This window comes from Mycobacterium sp. ITM-2016-00318 (assembly GCF_002968285.2).
Taxonomy (GTDB): Bacteria; Actinomycetota; Actinomycetes; order Mycobacteriales; family Mycobacteriaceae; genus Mycobacterium.
The window spans coordinates 1,036,172-1,049,172 of sequence record NZ_CP134400.1 but is presented as its reverse complement, the minus strand read 5'-3'; the positions used below and the strand labels follow the sequence as shown (position 1 = coordinate 1,049,172).

Genomic DNA, 13,001 nt, shown 5'->3' with positions numbered 1-13,001 from the left:
AGCAGGGTGGTCATGCGATCGAACTCCGAGCATCGCGTGGGTCGGCGTCGCTCCACGACCACCGATCACCTGAGCAATGTCGCCATTGATCTCTTCGTGGCGCGAGGCTTCGACGAGGTGAGCGTCGATGACGTCGCGCACGCGGCGGGCATCGCGCGTCGCACGCTCTTCCGCTACTACCCGTCCAAGAGCGCACTGCCCTGGGGCGACTTCGACGCACACCTCGAGCGCATGCGTGTTCAACTCGCCGAGCTCGATCCCCGTGTGCCGATCGGCGATGCGTTGCGAACGGCGTTGTTGGCGTTCAACACTTTTGACGCTGCCGAGACGGCCAGGCACCGGCAACGAATGCGGGTCATCCTGCAGACGGCCGAACTGCAGGCGTATTCGATGACCATGTACGCCGGCTGGCGCGACGTGGTCGCGGCGTTCGTGGCGAGACGGCTGGGCGTCGCAGCCGGCGACCTCGTGCCGCAGACCGTGGCGTGGACGGTGCTCGGGGTCGCGCTGTCTGCCTACGAACAATGGCTGGCCGACGAGTCGGTGTCTCTCGGGCAGGCACTTGACGACGCCTTCGACACGGTGAGCGCGGGTCTCGCCGCGCTGAGCTGAGACCCGTCGAAGAATTTTTCGATTGGGGCGTCGGAGAATGTCCGTTCGACGCGACGATAAGGGTGTGAGCGCCGAACCAGAGCCGGGTGACGCTCCGCGGGCGCTGCTGGCGCTGTACGACGAGGCACTGCCGACGGTGTACGGATATTTCGTCCGACGCTGCGGTGACCGCGGAGCGGCCGAAGACCTGACGTCGGAGACCTTCCTTGCGGTGATGGACGCCGCACGGAAAGCCGATCCGCCGCCGATCACGGTGCCCTGGCTCATCGGCGTGGCGCGCCACAAGCTCGCCGACCACTACCGGCGGCGGTCAGATCGGTTCACCGTTCCGGTGGCCGAACTCCCCGAACCGGTCGAGCCGGCCGACGAGTGGGACACCCAGCTGGACCGGATAGTCGCCGAGGCCGTGATGGCCAAACTGCCCGACCAGCACCGCACTGTGCTCGCCCTGCGCTACATGGACGACTGCAGCGTGGGTGAATGCGCCGAGCTGATCGGCCGGACCGTGCACGCGACAGAAGCTCTTCTGGTGCGGGCCCGCCGTGCCTTCAGATCGCACTACCCGGTACCGGAAGGAGGGATGTCGTGAACGACGCGGACGCGAGGAGCAGCAGGTACAACAGCCACGATCCGCTGACCGTGCTGCACGGCGACGACCTTCCGGTCCAGCCCGACCGGGCGTTCGCGCAACGACTGCGCGCTCGCCTGGAATCGGCGCTTTCCCTTCCGAATCGAACAGGAGAAGTCGATATGAGCGGCACCGACACCGCCCTGGCAGAACTCAACCAACCCACAACCGAACACGAGGTCCCGCGGCCCGCCGCGCTGCCCTATCTGTCCGTCGCCGATGCGCGCGAAGCGATCGCCTGGTACACCGACACGTTCGGCGCTTCACTGGTCGGCGAGATGTATGAGATGGATGACGGCCGCGTCGGCCACGCCGAGCTGCAGATCGGCGACGGCGTGCTCTACCTTGCCGATGAGTATCCCGAGCTCGGCTTGAAAGCGCCCGACCCGCAGGCAAGTTCGGTAAGCCTCATGCTGCACGTGAGCGACACCGACGCGACCCTCGAGCGGGCACGGGAGCGCAATGCCGTCGTGCAGCGCGAACCATACGAGAACTACGGCTCACGCAATGCGACGATCATCGACCCGTTCGGGCATCGCTGGATGCTCACCGGACCCGTCACCGGTGCGCCGATCCAAATTCAGCACGGCGACGTCGGCTACGTCTCGGTGTGGACGCCCGACGCCGATCGCGCGGCCGCCTTCTACGGCCACGTGCTCGGCTGGAATTACGACCCGGAAACCCACCAGGTGACCAACACCACCGAACGCATCGGGCTGTACTCGGTGGACGGCCCGCCGACGCTGTTCTGCTGCTATGCCGTGACCGACCTCGGCGGCGCACGGCAGGCGATCGTCGACGGCGGCGGGACAGTCGACGAGCTGGAGCGATTCGACTTCGGCACGCTGAGCGGTGCCACCGATTCCCAAGGTGCCTCGTTCGGTGTCTTCCAGCCGAACCCGGGACAGCCGCGTCCCGCGCTCAATGGGTCTGGCGCAGGCGAGCTTTCGTACATCACCTACCAAGTGCCCGACTCGGCGGCGTTCAAGGCGTTCTACAGCCGGGTGCTGTTCTGGACCTTCGAGCCGGGCCGGATCGACGACGGCTGGCAGGTGCAGCAGACGCACCCCATGGCCGGTGTCGCGGGCGGCAGCGCGCAACACGTGACCGTGCCCATGTGGACCGTCGACGACATCGACGCCGCGGTGGCCCGGGTTCGTGAGGCAGGGGGCACCGTCATCAACGAGCCGTCTCAGCAGGCCTACGGCAAGTCGGCGCTGTGCACCGACGATCAGGGCAGCCGCTTCTACCTAGGCGAGGTCTAGTTGCGATTTCGGCGCGCTGATCGACTCTGAGCGTCGATCACCGCGCCGAAACCGCTAGGAAGGGAGCACGTCGGCGATCGGGGCGCCGTTTGCGATCTTGGTCCGCACCTTCATGACCTTGCCGGGCATCCCGCCGCCGACCACCCCGGCGACAACGCCGTCACGTTCGTAGAACGCCAGGAACTTCCTACCGTCGTCCTCGACGACGTGCACGGTGTCGTCGGCCTGCGGTTCCCCGAGGCATTGGATCTTGACGTCGTACTGGTCGCTCCAGAAATAGGGCACCGAGACCGTCGCCGGGATCGCCCTGCCCAGCATCGCAGGCACCAGGACGCGCGCCTGGTCGGCGACATTACTCCAATGCTCAACGCGCACTTGATGACCCACTGGGTGTCGCCACGATGCGACGTCGCCGATCGCCCACACGTGAGGGGTCGCGGTGCGGCCGACATCGTCGCAGACCACGCCGTTGTCCAGCTCGATACCGCTGCCCTCCAACCAGTCGACGGCCGGCTTCGAACCGATCCCGACAACGACCAGGTCAGCGTCGAACTCGGTGCCGTCCGACAGCACCACCTTCTCCACGCGGTCGGTGCCGCGCACCTCGTTCACTCCGACCCCGCAGCGCACGTCGACGCCTTCGGCCTCGTGCAGGCGGGTGACCAAGGCGCCGATCCGCTCGCCGAGGACCGACGCAAGCGGCGTCGGCTGCGGTTCCACCAGAACGACATTCACACCCATACCACGCAGGCTCGCCGCAACCTCGCAGCCGATGAATCCGGCGCCGACAACGACTGCCCGGCTGGCCGAGCCCGCATGTTCGCGAAGAGCGATGCTCTCGTCGAGTGAGCGCAGCACCCGAATGCCTTCCAGATCCGGGAAGGACGGGATGGTCCTCGGCACGAGTCCGGTCGCGATGACCAGCTCGTCGTAGGCGAGCTCGCTGCCGTCGGCCAGCGTCACCGTCTGCGCGGCGGGGTCCACCGAGCGGACGCCGTTGCCGAGGCGCACGGTGATGTCGTTCTCCTCGTAGAACTCCGCGGGCTTGAGAGTGACGTCGTCCATCTCGGCGCGCAGCACTTCCTTCGACAGGGGCGGCCGGTCGTAAGGCAGATGGCCCTCATCGCTGACGATCGTGACGGCACCCCCGTACTCCGACCGGCGCAATTGTTCGGCGGTCCTGGCGGCGGCCAGCCCGCCTCCGACGATGACGATGCCCGCGGATGTGCCCACGTGGGGTTTTCTACACGATGGCCTCGAGCTTATGTGCGCCACCCTGCAGTTGAAGGCTCAGCTCCGCACCCGGTCGATGATGTTCGTCAGCACCACGATGCTTTCGCTGCGTTCGACGTCGGCGGCCGAGCGGATCCGCTCCAGCGCTTCTTCCAGATGCCGCATATCACGGGCCAGCACATGCAGGATGGCGTCGGCAGTGCCCGTGACGGTGGCGGCGCTGACCACTTCGGGGATGTCCACCCACGCCTTCCGTAGCTCGTCAGGAGCGACAGTGCCGTGCCGGAATACTTGCACGTAGGCCTCGGTGTTCCAGCCCAACGCGTTTCGGTCGATGACCGTGGTGAAACCGCGGATCACGCCGCTGTCGAGCATGCGGTCGACGCGACGCTTGACCGCAGGAGCGGACAGGTTCACCCGCAGGCCGATATCGGCATAGGTCGCCCTCGCATCCTGGGCCAGCTCGGCCAGAATCCGCTCGTCGGTCTCGTCCAACCGATCCACACTCACCTCCACGCAATAAACAGCTACAGGTTCTATTTTTGCACAACAGATCGCTGGTATATACGCAATGGACGACGATTGATTGCAAAATCAGCACCCAATATCGTTCTGATCATGACGATTTCTGATGTCGCCGCCGAGACGGCTCCGGTATCCGACATCGCCGCAACACGCAGGCGCGTCAGCGCCGATCAGACACGTGAGCAGCGATCCGCCCGTACCCGCCACTACGCCATGACTCCGCCGACCTTCTTCGCCGTCGAGTACGCGATCAACCCGTGGATGGACACCTCGACCCCGGTGGACACCCATCTTGTGATGAACCAGTGGGAGAACCTGCGGCAGACGTACAAAGAGATGGGCCACACCGTCGAAGAGGTCGAACCCGTCGCCGGACTACCCGACATGGTCTATGCCGCCAACGGCGGCCTGCTCGTCAACGGCAAGGCCGTCGTGGCCAACTTCGCCTACCCCGAACGCGCCGGCGAGGCCGCCGCCTACGCCGAATGGATGATCCGGCACGGCTTCGATCCCGTCGAGACTCGTTACGTCAACGAGGGCCAGGGCGATCTACTCGTCGCAGGCTCGATCGTGTTGGCGGGTTACGGTTTTCGCACCGACTCCCGCGCGCACGCCGAAGTCGCCGCCGCGGTCGGCATGCCCCTGGCCAGCCTTGAACTCGTCGACCCACGCTTCTACCACCTCGACACCGCCCTGGCGGTGCTCGACGACACCACCATCGCCTACTACCCACCGGCCTTCAGCAACGAGTCGCGCAGGCGGTTGCTCGAACTCTTTCCCGATGCCATCGAGGTAGCCACCGCCGACGCCTTCGTGCTCGGACTCAACGCCGTCTCCGACGGCTTGCACGTCGTCCACCCGGCTGCCGCCACCGGTTTCGCCGGGCAACTCTCGGATGCCGGATTCATATCGATCGGTGTCGATCTGTCGGAGCTGTTGAAGGGCGGCGGTTCCATCAAATGCTGCACGCTGGAGGTGTACTCGTGACCATCCTTGACGCTGTGACGCGAACGACCGATGCGATAGCCGTCGATGACCGATACGCGGCGCACAACTACTCGCCGTTGCCTGTGGTCGCGGCCAGCGCCGAGGGCGCCTGGATCACCGACATCGAAGGCCGGCGTTACCTGGACTGCCTGGCCGCATACTCGGCGGTGAACTTCGGGCACCGCAACCCGGAGATCGTCGCCACCGCCCATGCCCAAATCGACACCGTGACGCTCGTCAGCCGCGCGTTCCACTCCGACCGCCTCGGGCCGTTCTGCCAGGCACTCGCCGAGCTCTGCGGCAAGGACACGGTGCTGCCGATGAACAGTGGCGCCGAGGCGGTCGAAAGCGGTATCAAAGTGGCCCGCAAGTGGGGCACCGACGTCAAGGGTGTACCGGCAGGCCAGAGCAACATCGTGGTGGCGCAGAACAACTTCCACGGCCGCACGACGACGATCATCAGCTTCTCCGATGACGACACCGCACGCCGCGGCTTCGGTCCCTACACGCCCGGCTTCCGTAAGGTGCCGTTCGGCGACGCCGGAGCCCTGGCCGCCGCGATCGACGACGACACCGTCGCCGTGCTCATCGAACCCATACAGGGTGAGGCAGGCATCATCGTTCCACCCGACGACTACCTTCCGCGGGTGCGAGCCGTATGCACTGATCGCAATGTGCTGATGATCGCCGACGAGATCCAGTCCGGTCTCGCCCGCACCGGACGGACGTTCGCGTGTGACCACTGGGGCGTCGTGCCCGACATGTATCTGCTCGGCAAGGCGCTCGGCGGTGGCGTGGTGCCGGTGTCCGCGGTCGTCGCGAATCGCGACATCCTCTCGGTGCTGCACCCGGGCGAGCACGGCTCGACGTTCGGCGGCAACCCACTGGCAGCGGCGATCGGCACCACGGTCGTGGAGATCCTGCGGCGCGGCGAATTCCAGGCCCGCTCAGCCGAACTCGGACAACGGTTGCACTCCCGCCTGCGCGGGCTGACCGGCAACGGTGTTCTGGGTGTGCGCGGGATGGGCTTGTGGGCGGGCGTCGACATCGACCCGTCGCTCGGCACAGGGAAGCTGATCAGCATGAGGCTCGCCGAGCGCGGTGTGCTCGTCAAGGACACCCACGGTTCGACCCTTCGGTTGGCGCCACCTCTGGTGATCACCGCAGATGAGATCGACTGGGCCATCGATCGTTTCGCCGAGGTGCTGGCGGAGGCTCGCTAGCCGGCCTCAGTACTTCGCGGTGCCGCGGTCGACGGCGATCTGGCTACCCGAGATCGTCGCCGACCCGTCACTCGCCAGCCACGCGACCACGTCGGAAACCTCTTCGGGCATCATGAATTCCTGCAGGCCCCTCTTGCCCTGATGGTTCACCGGGCGGTAGGGCATCGGCGAGAAACTGTGCACGTACTGCGGGAACTTGGCGAAGAGCTCCATCATCGCTTCCTTCTCCACCATCGGCGTCTCGATCGAGTACGGATGAATGGAGTTGACGCGAATACCGAACTCCCCCAACTCGATCGCCAACGCATTGGTCAGCGCGACGAGCCCGTGCTTGGAGGCCGAATAGTGTCCGTTCCCAGGCGTCGCCTTCAGACCGGCCGATGAGCTGACGATGACGATGGAGCCGCCGTTGCCCGCTTCGATCATCGCCGGGGCGGCCGCGCGGATCGTGCGCCAGCTGCCGTTCAGGTTGATGTCGATGACGGTGTCCCACTGCTCTTCGGACATCTCATGCATGCGACCCCAGCTCAACACGCCCGCATTGGCCACCACGATGTCCAACCGGCCGAACTGCTCGATGCCGTCGGCCACCACCTTCTGCAGCGCAGCCAGGTCGCGGATGTCGACCTCGCGGGCGAGCACCTTGCGGCCGGTGGCCTCCACGGCCCGCACCGTCTCGGCCAGTTCCTCCGAGCTGCCCAAAGGGTAGGTGATGGTGTCGGAGACAGGGCGGCAGACGTCGATCGCGAGGATGTCGGCGCCGTCGTCGGCCAACCGGATCGCGTGGGCCCGGCCCTGGCCGCGTGCGGCCCCGGTTATGAACGCCACTCGACCTTCGAGCGGTTTGTCGCTAGCCATCTGGCCTGCCCTTCTCCCGCGAGCGTGCTGGGTCCCCGCGTGCAGCGGGAGTCTGCGCACCGACATGCCGCGTCTGACCTGCAACTGCGCCACGCTCGCGGATCAGGTTAACAGCAGAAATAGAACGTGTTCTAGACCGGGTCGCGGATCAGCGGGCAGGTCATGCAGTGACCGCCGCCCCTGCCGCGGCCGAGCTCGGCGCCGACGATGGTGATGACTTCTATCCCGGACTTGCGTAGCAGCGAGTTCGTGTGCGTGTTGCGGTCATAGGCGACCACCACGCCCGGCTCGATGGCGACGAGGTTGTTGCCGCTGTCCCACTGCTGACGCTCATAGTCGTACTTCGTGCCACCGGTTTCGACCACTCGTAGCTGCGGGAGTCCCATCGCAGCCGCAACCACCTCGACGAACGGCTTGGTCTCGTCTATGACGTCGAGGCCGATGCCGTTGTCACCCGGCACCAGCGTGAACGGTGCGATGCTGTCGACGATCTCGGGATAGATCGTGACGACATCACGATCGGCGAAGGTGAACACGGTGTCCAGATGCATCGCCGCCCGCAACTTCGGCATACCGGCGACGATCACCTTCTCCGCAGCGCCCCGCGCGAACAGCTCCGCCGCAACCTGGGTGATGGCCTGACGCGAGGATCGTTCACTCATGCCGATCAGCACCACCCCGTTGCCGGGTATCAATACATCGCCACCCTCCAAAGTGGCTAGCCCCCACGACTTCTCAGGGTCACCCCACCACACCGTCGATCCGACGTAGTCGGGGTGGAACTCATAGATGGCCTTCATCAACAACGTTTCGTCGTGTCGCGCCGGCCAGAACAGCGGGTTGAAAGTGAGGCCGCCGTAGATCCAGCAGGTGGTGTCGCGGGTGTAGAGCGTGTTCGGCAACGGGGGCATCAGGTATTCGGTGACCCCGGTGTCTTCGCGAGCAAGGGTCCGATAGCCGGACTGAATGCCTGCAGGCAGGTCACGCGTCGACATGCCGCCGATCAACAGTTCGGCGAGGCGACGCGGCTGCAACGAGTCCAGGAATCCTCGGGTGTCGTCGACCAACCCTAGACCGACCTCGTTGGCGACGATCTTGCGATCCAGCAGCCACGCCTTCGCGTTGTCGATCTCCATCGTTTCGGTCAGCACGTCGTGTAGCTCAACGACTTCCACGCCCCGATCGCGCATCTTGTCCATGAAGTCGAAATGGTCGCGGCGCGATTTCTGCACCCACAGGACATCGTCGAACAGCAGGTCGTCGCAGTTGGTCGGAGTGAGCCGTTCATGCGCCAGGCCCGGCGAGCACACCAGTACCTTGCGCAGCTTGCCGACCTCGGAGTGAACGCCGTACTCGGCGGACGGATTCGTCACCTGAGTTCCTCTCGGGCCGTGTGCCACTAGACCTCGATCGCCCTGTTGCCAAGAACACCACACCCAGGACCGCGCCGGAGGACGATCACCCCGAAGAGCGCGGCCTCGGCGGGCGTGAAGACACGTAACCGGCGAATTACAGATCGGAAAGAATCTGCGCCCGCTTGGCGGTGTACTCCTCCTCGGAAATGGCTCCGGTCGCGCGCAGGGTCTCCAGTTCCTGCAGCCGCTGTGAGGTCGACGGCTCCGTCGGCATCGACGGATACTGCTGCGGCGGCGTGCCCGCGGCTTGGGCCGAGGCGTGTCCGGCGGGTGCCTGCTGCGCTGCGGCACGCCGGACGACGGATTGAACCTGTTGACGCGCGACCGGGTTGGACCGCAGATCGATCATGTTGTTCATGCCGATGCCGTTTGCCTTGAGGATCTGCAGGATCTCCATCAGCGCGCCGGTCTGACCGCTGAGGTCGTAGGTCCTGTTGTCCTCGGCGACGGTGAAGGTCGCCGGTACCAGCCCGTTGATCAATGCGCTACGCTCCCAGTCGATTTGAAATTCCTGGGTCGCTGGGTTGACCAGTGTGACCAGCTTGCGAGAGGTCAGATTGCCCAACCTCGTGACGCTGGCGATGACGCGGTCCTGTGCGCTGAACGGCGCGAAACCGGGTCCTTCTATATGAAGTTGCAGCTTCACCACGGGTTGATCATTGATGCGGGTACCCGTCTCGCCCATACCCGTGATCTGCGCCAGTGCGAGCACGCCGCTCTGTTCGAGCGCCTGCGTCTTGGCCGCCGACTTCGCACCGAAGTTGGCGATGGCCAACGCGATCAGGACGTCGGCGGCCGTCACGAGCAGGCCGACGTAGAACATCCACTTCAGCAGTGAATCCTGGCCGGTGGCGAAATACACGGCCAGAAAGATCGGACCAACGAGACCGCCGCACAGCAGCACCATCAACTGAGCTTTGATGTAACGCCACACCATCTGCCACGCTCCTCGCTTGACGCGGTTTGCGTGTCAGATTAACGCCAAAAGACGTCCTTGACGCCGAGTTAGGACAGGCTCGTAGCACCCTCTGGCGCCTGCGGGGCGGGCGTCTCTGACGACGACCCCAGCAGTTGCTTGACCATGAAGGTCCACAACTGCCCGTCGCTGTCGGCGGTGGTGTAGCTGGTGTGAATGGCGACCGCCGCCGGCGATGCTTCTTCCACTTCCGGATCGTAGTCACAGACCGCGTCGCCTGCGTCGCAGACGCTGATCGTCCGGACGCCGATGTTCGCGGGCAGAATCGCGGGGGCATGCGCGAGGATCGGCCAGTCCTGCGCGGCGCCGCCGGTCTTCTCCGGATCCGTCGAAGCCGTGCCGATGTTCACCGTGGTGTCATCCGGGTGTCGGTCCCCGTCGGCGATCAGAAGCGCGGCGGCCATGTTCGGATTGGCACCGATGGTCACCAGGTTCCGGTGCACGACCATCGCCCCTTGCGAGTAGCCGGCGAGCACCACCTTGGACTCGGGGCAGCGGGCTGTGAAGTCTGCGTATTGCGCGCCCAGCGCGGCCGTTCCCGCGTCCACGCTGCCCATATATTCGAGCCAGTCGCCGACGCCGGCGTCGTCGGGCACATCCTCGGCCGGATAGTTGACGGCCTCAGCCGTAATGGTGCGGCCCTCTTGCGCCAGCTGCGAAGAGAGAGCTTGGTACGACTGGTAGACGATCGCGCCCATGCCTTCGTTCTGGCCGACCTCGTATGGGGTGCGCTCTCCTGACCCGGCGGCACCCATCCAGTGCACGTCGGGACATCCGGGCGCCGCGTTTGCGGTACCGGACGCGAATCCGACCAGAGCACTTCCAGCCACAGCGACCGCACACGCCGCAACATTCATCCGACGAAACATAAAACCCCCAACCCGACCTGCACAAAGACGATATACGCGCTGTTTATCGCCACATAGGTCTCACGCGTTACAAAAGCATCAAGAATCCGGGCAGCGGGTACGAGGTTAGCGCGTCGTGGCCGTTGGTCGACACGTCGCTGTTCCGCAATACGCTCTACAGCGTTCTCGTCGTCGCCGGCACCGTCGCGAATACCGCTTGTCTGAAGGGCCGCGAGATCAACGTAATCCTCGGTGCACGGGCTGCCGCGCTTCTGCCCGCCGGGGTGTGGTTGACGACGATCACACGTCCCGCACCAGCGAGTAATGTCCCCGGCGTGCCAACGATGAGGATCGTCCGCGTCCCTGCGGCGAATGAGAAATTCGAAATAGTCGACGTCGAAATTCCCCAGCCGGGCCCTGGACAAGTCCGCGTCAAGGTGCACGCCTGCGGCGTCTGCCATTCCGACTCGATGACGGTGATGGGCGCGATGGGCAACTCGTTCCCGCGGGCTCCCGGTCACGAAGTGGCCGGCGTTGTCGACCGCGTCGGTGAAGGTGTCACCGTTTGGAACGCCGGAGATCGCGTCGGTGTGGGTTGGTTCGGCGGCTGCGATTTCACCTGTGAGCCCTGCCGCAGAGGTGATTTCATCTCGTGCGACAACGGGCAGGTGCCCGGGATCGCATACGACGGCGGCTACGCGGAGTACATGATCGCGCCCGCCGAGGCCGTCGCCAGGATCCCGGATGATCTGCCCGACGTCGAAGCGGGGCCACTGCTGTGCGCGGGCATCACGACCTTCAACGCGCTGCGCGAATCCGTCGCACGGCCCGGCGATCTGGTCGCCATCCTCGGGGTCGGCGGCCTTGGGCACCTCGGCATTCAGTTCGCCGCCAAGATGGGCATGGAAGTCGTCGCTATCGCGCGGGGTACCGATAAGGAGCCCCTGGCGAAAGGGCTTGGCGCACATCATTATCTCGACTCCAAGGCGTGTGACGTCGCGGCGGAGCTGAAAAGACTGGGCGGCGCAACGGTCGTCCTCGCCACGATCACCGCACCAAACGCCATGTCACCTACCCTCGGCGGCCTCAAGGCGCGTGGACAGCTCGTCGTCGTCGGTGTTTCGCCAGAGGCGATCCAGGTGCCACCGGTCGCCATCATTCCTGGGTCGACGTCGGTTCAGGGCCACGCCTCCGGGACATCTCAGGACTCCGAGGACACCCTGCGCTTTTCGACGCTCACCGGTGTCCGGCCGATGATCGAGACGATGCCGCTGTCCGAGGCGCAGGCCGCCTACGACAAGATGATGAGCGGGGCCGCGCGGTTCCGCATGGTTCTGACCATGGACTAGCGAACTATTGAAGAGCACAATAAGAAACGGCGCTCACCCGGTGGGGGGTGAGCGCCGTTCCGTCCTTCTAACCGGTTAGTTGTCGTTGGTGGTGTTCCCGCCATCGTTGTTGTTGTTGTTGCTGCCGTCGTTGCCGACATGGTTGGTGCTGTTGGTGCCGGCGTCCATCGAGTCGTTCGTCCTCGACGGGCTCTGAGCGACGTTCTGGCCAGCAACGCCGTTCGTCGTGGTGCGAGCGTTGGCTGAACCCGCGGTGCCGCTCGTGGCACCGGCTGTCACCGTGGTATTACCGGATTGTTGGTTGGTTTGCGTGATGTTGCCGATGGAGTTCGCGGCCGAGCTCGACGTCTGGGTATTGGCCGCACCGACGTTAGTCGCGCCCGTTGTTTGCTGCTGGCCCACTTGATTGAGCGTCCCGTTGGTTTGAGTTCCCGTTGTAGCAGTTGCATCGCCGTCGCCATTGTCGACATCGATAACCGCGTCACAAAGGCCGCAGATAGCTGCCGATACCGCTCCAGCGAGGCCGATATTGACTGGAGCCGCTATCGGTGTCTGGACGCCGATATTGAAACCGCCGACACCCAGCGCCGCCCCTGCACCCACGTTGGCGGAGATCGAGGTCGCCGGGTTGAGGCCGGCCGTCAATCCCACATTGCTGCCGTTGCCCACGGTGACCGGCAGCGCGATCGCGGTGCTGAAGCCGCCCACGCCCGCTGTCGCGCCCAGGTTGGCCGAGATGCCGCCGATCACCGGGTTGAAAACCCCCAGGGTCAGCTGGTTGTTGATGCTGTTCCCTGAGGCCCAGGTCGACTGGGTGGTGTTGCCGTTGCCGTGCACTCCGCCCAGATACTGGATGTTGCTGTTGTAGTTGCCGTTGCCGTTGTCGTTGCCGTTGCCGGACAACGTGCCGTTACCGCTGCCATTCCCGCCGAGCGGGCCGTTCAGCAACCCGAACCAATCGGCCTGTGCGGCGGGCGCCGTGATGGCGGCCAACGCACCGAACCCGATAGCGACAGCACCGACGGCGACCGTGCGATTGCGCTTCGCTGACTTGCGATGAGTACCCATTTTCTTAAGCTCCT

At 65.1% G+C, this 13,001-nt stretch carries 13 protein-coding genes; 6 read left to right on the top strand and 7 right to left on the bottom strand.

Going from position 1 to position 13,001, the window contains the following annotated elements; genetic code table 11:
* The first annotated feature begins 12 nt into the window (after positions 1 to 12).
* The 3 genes from mftR to C6A82_RS05050 all read left to right on the top strand — a co-directional run bounded on the left by mftR (position 13) and on the right by C6A82_RS05050 (position 2,505).
* Entirely contained in the window at positions 13 to 612 is a 600-nt protein-coding gene (gene mftR, locus C6A82_RS05060; RefSeq protein WP_105346247.1) for a mycofactocin system transcriptional regulator, read from the top strand.
* A 64-nt stretch (positions 613 to 676) separates the two neighbouring features.
* Positions 677 to 1,201 (top strand): sigma-70 family RNA polymerase sigma factor, encoded by a 525-nt coding sequence (locus C6A82_RS05055; protein WP_311101696.1) that lies wholly within the window; start codon positions 677 to 679, stop codon positions 1,199 to 1,201.
* Positions 1,198 to 2,505 carry a VOC family protein gene (locus C6A82_RS05050; RefSeq protein WP_233216717.1) on the top strand — a complete coding sequence of 436 codons (1,308 nt, stop codon included), beginning with the start codon at positions 1,198 to 1,200 and terminating at the stop codon, positions 2,503 to 2,505. Before C6A82_RS05055 ends, C6A82_RS05050 begins: the two co-directional genes overlap by 4 nt.
* Positions 2,506 to 2,559: 54 nt before the next feature.
* Here the strand turns inward: C6A82_RS05050 and C6A82_RS05045 are convergent, their stop codons facing one another.
* Both C6A82_RS05045 and C6A82_RS05040 read right to left on the bottom strand, forming a co-directional pair.
* Positions 2,560 to 3,780 carry an NAD(P)/FAD-dependent oxidoreductase gene (locus C6A82_RS05045; RefSeq protein ID WP_396836780.1) on the bottom strand — a complete coding sequence of 407 codons (1,221 nt, stop codon included), beginning with the start codon at positions 3,778 to 3,780 and terminating at the stop codon, positions 2,560 to 2,562.
* A 15-nt stretch (positions 3,781 to 3,795) separates the two neighbouring features.
* Positions 3,796 to 4,242 carry an Lrp/AsnC family transcriptional regulator gene (locus C6A82_RS05040; protein WP_105341723.1) on the bottom strand — a complete coding sequence of 149 codons (447 nt, stop codon included), beginning with the start codon at positions 4,240 to 4,242 and terminating at the stop codon, positions 3,796 to 3,798.
* Between the two features lie 114 nt (positions 4,243 to 4,356).
* Between C6A82_RS05040 and ddaH the strand changes: the two genes are divergently transcribed.
* Together ddaH and rocD are read left to right on the top strand one after the other, a co-directional pair.
* Complete coding sequence (gene ddaH / locus C6A82_RS05035) at positions 4,357 to 5,250, top strand: dimethylargininase (RefSeq protein ID WP_105341722.1); 894 nt, start codon at positions 4,357 to 4,359, stop codon at positions 5,248 to 5,250.
* The gene (gene rocD, locus C6A82_RS05030; protein ID WP_311101695.1) at positions 5,223 to 6,473 is read left to right on the top strand and encodes an ornithine--oxo-acid transaminase; all 1,251 of its coding nucleotides are present in this window, start codon (positions 5,223 to 5,225) and stop codon (positions 6,471 to 6,473) included. The genes ddaH and rocD overlap by 28 nt, the downstream gene beginning before the upstream one ends.
* Positions 6,474 to 6,479: 6 nt before the next feature.
* On the opposite strand, the gene C6A82_RS05025 is transcribed toward rocD, so the two are convergent.
* From C6A82_RS05025 to C6A82_RS05010, 4 genes are all read right to left on the bottom strand, one after another.
* Positions 6,480 to 7,331 carry a mycofactocin-coupled SDR family oxidoreductase gene (locus C6A82_RS05025; protein ID WP_105344096.1) on the bottom strand — a complete coding sequence of 284 codons (852 nt, stop codon included), beginning with the start codon at positions 7,329 to 7,331 and terminating at the stop codon, positions 6,480 to 6,482.
* 131 nt (positions 7,332 to 7,462) lie between these two features.
* Positions 7,463 to 8,704 (bottom strand): arginine deiminase, encoded by a 1,242-nt coding sequence (locus C6A82_RS05020; RefSeq protein WP_105344094.1) that lies wholly within the window; start codon positions 8,702 to 8,704, stop codon positions 7,463 to 7,465.
* Between the two features lie 136 nt (positions 8,705 to 8,840).
* On the bottom strand, positions 8,841 to 9,683 hold the full coding sequence (locus C6A82_RS05015; RefSeq protein ID WP_105344092.1) for an SHOCT domain-containing protein: 843 nt from the start codon (positions 9,681 to 9,683) through the stop codon (positions 8,841 to 8,843).
* Between the two features lie 68 nt (positions 9,684 to 9,751).
* Positions 9,752 to 10,579: a cutinase family protein gene (locus C6A82_RS05010; protein ID WP_233216869.1), complete on the bottom strand. Its 828-nt coding sequence runs from the start codon at positions 10,577 to 10,579 to the stop codon at positions 9,752 to 9,754.
* A 335-nt stretch (positions 10,580 to 10,914) separates the two neighbouring features.
* Between C6A82_RS05010 and C6A82_RS05005 the strand changes: the two genes are divergently transcribed.
* Positions 10,915 to 11,919 carry an alcohol dehydrogenase gene (locus C6A82_RS05005; RefSeq protein ID WP_199193693.1) on the top strand — a complete coding sequence of 335 codons (1,005 nt, stop codon included), beginning with the start codon at positions 10,915 to 10,917 and terminating at the stop codon, positions 11,917 to 11,919.
* A 75-nt stretch (positions 11,920 to 11,994) separates the two neighbouring features.
* Here C6A82_RS05005 and C6A82_RS05000 read toward each other — a convergent pair whose 3' ends face one another.
* Positions 11,995 to 12,912 (bottom strand): hypothetical protein, encoded by a 918-nt coding sequence (locus C6A82_RS05000; RefSeq protein ID WP_311101694.1) that lies wholly within the window; start codon positions 12,910 to 12,912, stop codon positions 11,995 to 11,997.
* Positions 12,913 to 13,001 lie beyond the last annotated feature (89 nt).